Origin of the sequence: Caulobacter zeae (assembly GCF_002858925.1) — a bacterium.
GTDB lineage: Bacteria > Pseudomonadota > Alphaproteobacteria > Caulobacterales > Caulobacteraceae > Caulobacter > Caulobacter zeae.
This window is the reverse complement of record NZ_PJRS01000035.1, coordinates 1-5,585: the sequence shown is the minus strand read 5'-3', so window position 1 is coordinate 5,585 and position 5,585 is coordinate 1. Positions and strand designations below refer to the sequence as shown.

Here is a 5,585-nt window from a genome sequence, read left to right as displayed (position 1 = left end):
TGGGTGCGGGGACAGGATTTGAACCTGTGACCTTCAGGTTATGAGCCTGACGAGCTACCGGGCTGCTCCACCCCGCGGCAGGGGTATGTATCGTGAGGGAGGGTTCTGGACTTTGTTATCTTTGCTGGATGCATCCTTTTAGCGGACCTGGCGGCGACCTACTCTCCCGCGCCTTGAGACGAAGTACCATTGGCCCAGGGGGACTTAACGACCGAGTTCGGAATGGGATCGGGTGGGGAACCCCCGGCAAAGCCACCAGGTCAGCGAAAAGGATGCTGCTTGCACTCTTTATGTGAGGGCAAGGCAAAGAAGAAGACATCAGTGTCAGGCAAGGTTTGTAAAGCTTGCATGGGTTTGACTGAAGAACGATCAAGCCTATCGAGCTATTAGTACCGGTAAGCTCCATGCGTCGCCGCACTTCCACACCCGGCCTATCAACGTGGTGGTCTTCCACGGCTCTCAGCGAGACCTTGTTTTGAGGTTAGTTTCCCGCTTAGATGCTTTCAGCGGTTATCTATTCCACACTTAGCTACCCTGCTGCACAGCTGGCGCCATGACAGGTCCACCAGAGGTGTGTCCATCCCGGTCCTCTCGTACTAGGGACAGATCCTCTCAAGTCTCGTACACCCACGGCAGATAGGGACCAAACTGTCTCACGACGTTCTGAACCCAGCTCACGTACCACTTTAATCGGCGAACAGCCGAACCCTTGGGACCTGCTCCAGCCCCAGGATGTGATGAGCCGACATCGAGGTGCCAAACTTTGCCGTCGATATGGACTCTTGGGCAAAATCAGCCTGTTATCCCTAGAGTACCTTTTATTCGTTGAGCGATGGCCCTTCCACGCAGGACCACCGGATCACTATGGCCGACTTTCGTCTCTGCTCGACTTGTCAGTCTCGCAGTCAGGCGGGCTTATGCCATTGCACTCGACGACCGATTTCCGACCGGTCTGAGCCCACCATCGCGCGCCTCCGTTACACTTTGGGAGGCGACCGCCCCAGTCAAACTGCCCGCCACGCCATGTCCCGGACCCGGATAACGGGCCGCGGTTAGACGTCAGCAACAATAAGGGTGGTATTTCAAGGATGGCTCCACCGGAACTGGCGCCCCGGTTTCATAGCCTCCCACCTATCCTACACATGTTGCTGCTAACGCCAAGGCGAAGCTGCAGTAAAGGTTCATAGGGTCTTTCCGTCTGACCGCGGGAACCCCGCATCTTCACGGGGAATTCAATTTCGCTGAGCCTGTGCTGGAGACAGTGGGGAAGTCGTTACGCCATTCGTGCAGGTCGGAACTTACCCGACAAGGAATTTCGCTACCTTAGGACCGTTATAGTTACGGCCGCCGTTTACCTGGGCTTCAATTCGGAGCTTGCACCCCTCCTTTTAACCTTCAGGCACCGGGCAGGCGTCAGACCCTATACGTCGCCTTGCGGCTTCGCAGAGCCCTGTGTTTTTGATAAACAGTCGCTACCCCCTGGCTTGTGCCACTCTTTTCTGGTTGCCCAAAGAAGAGTCACGCTTATCCCGAAGTTACGCGTGCAATTTGCCGAGTTCCTTCAGCACAGTTCTCTCAAGCGCCTTGGTATACTCTACCTGCCCACCTGTGTCGGTTTCGGGTACGGTCTCCGTTGGAGTTATTTCCAGGGACCTGTTCACTGCCGGAACCAATCCAATAAGGACCGACAATTTACCAGATCCGTCACTTCCAACTGGCTCAGGAATATTCACCTGATTCCCATCGACTACGCCTTTCGGCCTCGCCTTAGGGGCCGGCTAACCCTGCGCAGATTAGCTTTACGCAGGAACCCTTGGGCTTTCGGCGAGAGGGTCTCTCACCCTCTTTATCGCTACTCATGTCAGCATTCTCACTTCCGATACCTCCAACAAGGCTCACGCCTCATCTTCACAGGCTTACGGAACGCTCCGCTACCGCTTGCTCAAAGAGCAAACCCATACCTTCGGCGACTGGCTTTAGCCCCGTTACATTTTCCGCGCAGGTTCGCTTGACCAGTGAGCTGTTACGCTTTCTTTAAATGATGGCTGCTTCTAAGCCAACATCCTGGTTGTCAAAGCAAACCCACATCGTTTCCCACTTAGCCAGTACTTGGGGGCCTTAGATGATGGTTAGGGTTGTTTCCCTTTTCACGACGGACGTTAGCACCCGCCGTGTGTCTCCCAGATATCTCTCTCGGGTATTCGGAGTTTGATTAGAATTGGTACAGCTCGCGCCGCCCGCATCCATTCAGTGCTCTACCCCCCGAGGAGTCCGTCTGAGGCACTACCTAAATAGTTTTCGCGGAGAACCAGCTATGTCCAGGTTTGATTGGCCTTTCACCCCTATCCACAAGTCATCCGAGAATTTTTCAACATTCACCGGTTCGGTCCTCCAGTTGGTGTTACCCAACCTTCAACCTGCTCATGGATAGATCACCTGGTTTCGGGTCGTCATGCGACGTACTTATTCGCCCTATTCAGACTCGCTTTCGCTGCGCCTACACCTAACGGCTTAAGCTTGCACGGCACATGAAGTCGCTGACCCATTATACAAAAGGTACGCCGTCACCACGCGCGGTGGCTCCGACTGCTTGTAGGCTTCCGATTTCAGGATCTGTTTCACTCCCCTTGTCGGGGTGCTTTTCACCTTTCCCTCACGGTACTTGTTCGCTATCGGTCATTGAGGAGTACTTAGGCTTGGAGGGTGGTCCCCCCATGTTCAGACAGGATTTCACGTGTCCCGCCCTACTCGAGTCTGTCGCTATTTGACGCTTACGGGGCTATCACCCACTATGGCGGACCTTCCCAGATCCTTCAGCTTTATGTCACGACAGCACTGGCCTGGTCCCGGTTCGCTCGCCACTACTACGGGAGTCTCGGTTGATGTCCTTTCCTCCAGGTACTGAGATGTTTCAGTTCCCTGGGTTTGCTTAATGACCCTATGTATTCAGATCATTATACCTTGTTCGATCCACCGATCGTGTTCCAGCCGAAGCTGAAACAAGTCGGGTGACCGTAAAGGTGGGTTTCCCCATTCGGAGATAGCCGGATCAAAGGGTGCTCGCGCCTCCCCGGCTCTTATCGCAGCGTGCCACGTCCTTCATCGCCTCTCAATGCCAAGGCATCCGTCAGAAGCCCTTATGCGCTTGATCGTTCTCAGCAAAACCCATGCGCTTACCGTCTAGGGACGGCTCGCATGCGCTTTACAATTTGTCAGACAATGATGTCTTCTTAAGTCCAACCTAAACGGCTGAACCCTACCTTCACGATGTCACTTCGCAGACCAGCCTAAGCTGGTTGCAAACTTGATATCCTCGATCGCGACACTTCCAATCCTACCAGCTAGCCTCGCTCAAGCAGCGAAGCGGTAGCGAGGATTGCGAGAAATGGTGGAGCCAGACGGATTCGAACCGACGACATCCTGCTTGCAAAGCAGGCGCTCTACCAACTGAGCTATGGCCCCTCACACCTAAGTGCGAGTTGCTTTGCCCAGGAGAGCCTGGTCGGTTGCGTCCGTAAGTTTGGAAAGAGTGGTAGGCCCGATAAGACTTGAACTTATGACCTCACGCTTATCAAGCGTGCGCTCTAACCAACTGAGCTACGGGCCCATAGGCCGCTCAGATCGGATCAGGTGATCCGCTCCAGGGCTCGCGATCGTGCTTCGAACCTGGTCGGCTCGAAACAAGTGGAAAGAGAAACGGAGACGGCGGCGATCCGCTCATTTGTGTGCGTCTAGCGCACTAATTGGAGCCTCAATAAGCTCGTGAGAGCTTGGAGAAGCATCCTTAGAAAGGAGGTGATCCAGCCGCAGGTTCCCCTACGGCTACCTTGTTACGACTTCACCCCAGTCGCTGACCCTACCGTGGTCGCCTGCCTCCTTGCGGTTAGCGCAGCGCCTTCGGGTAAAGCCAACTCCCATGGTGTGACGGGCGGTGTGTACAAGGCCCGGGAACGTATTCACCGCGGCATGCTGATCCGCGATTACTAGCGATTCCAACTTCATGCTCTCGAGTTGCAGAGAACAATCCGAACTGAGACGACTTTTAGGGATTGGCTCCCCCTCGCGGGATTGCAGCCCTCTGTAGTCGCCATTGTAGCACGTGTGTAGCCCACCTTGTAAGGGCCATGAGGACTTGACGTCATCCCCGCCTTCCTCCGGATTAACTCCGGCAGTCCTGTTAGAGTGCCCAACTGAATGGTGGCAACTAACAGCGAGGGTTGCGCTCGTTGCGGGACTTAACCCAACATCTCACGACACGAGCTGACGACAGCCATGCAGCACCTGTGTCCCAGTCCCCGAAGGGAAAGCCAGATCTCTCTGGATGTCCAGGCATGTCAAAAGGTGGTAAGGTTCTGCGCGTTGCTTCGAATTAAACCACATGCTCCACCGCTTGTGCGGGCCCCCGTCAATTCCTTTGAGTTTTAATCTTGCGACCGTACTCCCCAGGCGGAGTGCTTAATGCGTTAGCTGCGTCACCGACAGGCATGCCTGCCGACAACTAGCACTCATCGTTTACAGCGTGGACTACCAGGGTATCTAATCCTGTTTGCTCCCCACGCTTTCGAGCCTCAGCGTCAGTAACGGACCAGTATGTCGCCTTCGCCACTGGTGTTCTTCCGAATATCTACGAATTTCACCTCTACACTCGGAGTTCCACATACCTCTTCCGTACTCAAGACTGCCAGTATCAAAGGCAATTCCAAGGTTGAGCCCTGGGCTTTCACCTCTGACTAAACAGTCCGCCTACGCTCCCTTTACGCCCAGTAATTCCGAGCAACGCTAGCCCCCTTCGTATTACCGCGGCTGCTGGCACGAAGTTAGCCGGGGCTTCTTCTCCGGGTACCGTCATTATCGTCCCCGGTGAAAGAATTTTACAATCCTAAGACCTTCATCATTCACGCGGCATGGCTGCGTCAGGCTTTCGCCCATTGCGCAAGATTCCCCACTGCTGCCTCCCGTAGGAGTTTGGGCCGTGTCTCAGTCCCAATGTGGCTGATCATCCTCTCAGACCAGCTACTGATCGTCGCCTTGGTGAGCCTTTACCTCACCAACTAGCTAATCAGACGCGGGCCGCTCCAATGGCGATAAATCTTTCCCCCGAAGGGCACATCCGGTATTAGCTCAAGTTTCCCTGAGTTGTTCCGAACCAAAGGGCACGTTCCCACGTGTTACTCACCCGTCCGCCACTAATCCCGAAGGATCCGTTCGACTTGCATGTGTTAGGCCTGCCGCCAGCGTTCGCTCTGAGCCAGGATCAAACTCTCAGGTTGAGTTGACATTGACTCCAGCTATTTGATCGAGGGGAAAACCCCGATCGCGTATCTGGTTTGCATAGTTTCTTGACGAGTTCCCATCACACAATGACCAAGCCCGAAAGCTCGATCACCGTATAAATGGTGTCTTCAAGAGACCGCATTCGTCAGCGTCCAAGATGACCTCGAAGGGTCATCGCCAGAGCGCCGCCGCCTGCGTTTCTCTTTCCAAATCAACAATGTCAAAGACCAGAGCCGGAGCTCCAAGCCGCCTCCGTAACCGGGGAGCGGCCCCACCGTTTAGCGCCCGGTGTCGGCGGAGGCGGCTATTTA

General features: G+C 54.9%; 3 tRNA genes and 3 rRNA genes. All 6 read right to left on the bottom strand.

The annotated features are described in order from the left end of the window. The 6 genes from SGCZBJ_RS16985 to SGCZBJ_RS16960 all read right to left on the bottom strand — a co-directional run bounded on the left by SGCZBJ_RS16985 (position 1) and on the right by SGCZBJ_RS16960 (position 5,270). Positions 1 to 77: transfer RNA gene (locus SGCZBJ_RS16985), tRNA-Met, on the bottom strand. Between the two features lie 68 nt (positions 78 to 145). Continuing rightward, positions 146 to 260 (bottom strand): 5S ribosomal RNA (gene rrf, locus SGCZBJ_RS16980). A 105-nt stretch (positions 261 to 365) separates the two neighbouring features. Then, positions 366 to 3,151: ribosomal RNA gene (locus tag SGCZBJ_RS16975) — 23S ribosomal RNA — on the bottom strand. Between the two features lie 235 nt (positions 3,152 to 3,386). Continuing rightward, positions 3,387 to 3,462, bottom strand: a tRNA-Ala gene (locus tag SGCZBJ_RS16970). A 68-nt stretch (positions 3,463 to 3,530) separates the two neighbouring features. Further along, positions 3,531 to 3,607, bottom strand: a tRNA-Ile gene (locus SGCZBJ_RS16965). A gap of 181 nt (positions 3,608 to 3,788) precedes the next feature. Further along, positions 3,789 to 5,270 (bottom strand): 16S ribosomal RNA (locus SGCZBJ_RS16960). The 16S, 23S and 5S rRNA genes sit together here with 3 tRNA genes alongside, the layout of an rRNA operon. Positions 5,271 to 5,585: the final 315 nt, after the last annotated feature.